This is a genomic window from Pseudomonas tremae (assembly GCF_001401155.1).
In the GTDB taxonomy this organism is placed as follows: domain Bacteria; phylum Pseudomonadota; class Gammaproteobacteria; order Pseudomonadales; family Pseudomonadaceae; genus Aquipseudomonas; species Aquipseudomonas tremae.
In genome coordinates, this window is sequence record NZ_LJRO01000294.1 from 1 (window position 1) to 549 (window position 549).

Here is a 549-nt window from a genome sequence, read left to right on the forward strand (position 1 = left end):
TTGATAGAGTCGGTCAGGCTGTTTTCAAAGGTCGCTAATGTGCTGAAAGTCGCCATGATGGCAAAAAGTTCCAACAAAAATAGGCGTGCTGTGGCGTGCATCACTACAGCAGAATACTGACGCCTGATTAATGACAGGAAAAGCGAAGGGGTTCACAAAAATGGCGCTGATATAATGACAGTGTGGAACTTTGCTTTTGTATCGAGTTTGATGCGCTGCAGGTGAACGAGATGTTAAGGAATAGCTTACATACCGCTAAAGTTAGGTGAGCTGCACTATTGAGTTGTAGCAGCAATGCGGGCAGTTGCCCAGTTATTAAATGAGAATGATTAGCGAACCCCTCCGGATGAGGGGTCGCAGTGCAGAACGCAATCAGCCTTCTGACTCGGCAGGCTCCGACAGCTCACTGAGTGCAGTCGCGTTGTTTTTGAAGGCGGCGGCAAAGACGGCGCGATTTTTCGCCATGTAGATACTCGCATCCTCTGCATGCTTCTCCGAGATGCCCGGCACGTTCTTGATCAGGACGTCGGTGAGAAGCTCGGCCAGCTC

General features: G+C 50.1%; 1 protein-coding gene. It reads right to left on the minus strand.

What is annotated here, in order from left to right:
- Window positions 1-372: 372 nt before the first annotated feature.
- Window positions 373-549, minus strand: a 177-nt coding sequence (locus ALO43_RS29110) for a YebG family protein (protein WP_083492190.1), incomplete at its 5' end; no start/stop codon positions are given.